The following is an 847-nucleotide window of genomic DNA, read 5'->3' on the forward strand; positions in this document are numbered from 1 at the left end:
GTCTTGAAAAGTGCATGTGTCTTGTCGGCGAAAGATTGGGTCAAGTCGTCCAATGCATTCTTTGATCTGTTGTACTGGTCAATGGCTCTTTGCTTCTCCTGGTTGTAGGTGCTAGACAAAGCATCCTTGGACGCATTGTAACGTTCCTCAGCAGCTCTCTTGGTGTCTTCAACACTGTCAGCCCAGTCCTTCTTGGTGCGGTCGACTTCTCTTTCGGCCTCGTTCTTCTTCTTCGAGCCCCAAGATGACCATGACGATGCTTCCTTGTCTAACTTGTCGGCAGCTTCATCCTTCTTCTTTTCGCCCCAAGAAGACCACGACGATGCTTCCTTATCTAACTTGTTGGCAGCCTCGTCCTTCTTTCTCTGGCCCCAAGAAGACCATGATGAAGCCTCCTTGGACAACTCATTCTTTTTGGCCTCAACCTTGTCGGAAGCCTCGTCAGCCTTCTTCTCACCCCACGAGAACCACGACTTCTTTTCTCTTTCGGCGTGCTCCAATCTGTCGCCGGCCTCGTCCTTCTTGGCTCCGAACCAATTGAACCATGAAGAAGCCTCCCTGTCGGCTCTCGCCTGGAGTCTGTTGGCACGTTCACGCAACTCACGCTCGGAGATGGGACCATCGCCACTCACCTTGTTGACCAAGTCAATGTACTTGTCGCCAAGACGAACCAACGCGTTCTTGTTGTGGTCGTCCAATTTGTTCTCCAATTCGTCCGATTTGGATGACAACTTGTTGACCAACGAAGAGTGCTTGATCGAATCATAGGCATTTTCAGCCTTTTGAGAAATCTTCTTTTGCTGAGGTGTCTTGTATGTCGACACACGCAGGTCAAGTTCATTCGTTC

Annotated in this window: 1 protein-coding gene; it reads right to left on the reverse strand. The window is 50.1% G+C overall.

Translation table 11 applies throughout. The features are described 5' to 3' along the window. Nucleotides 1-847: hypothetical protein (locus tag H9Y04_RS49165; RefSeq protein WP_187820172.1), on the reverse strand; the 847-nt coding region annotated here is incomplete at both ends.

Source organism: Streptomyces polyasparticus, assembly GCF_014493765.1.
GTDB lineage: Bacteria > Actinomycetota > Actinomycetes > Streptomycetales > Streptomycetaceae > Streptomyces > Streptomyces polyasparticus.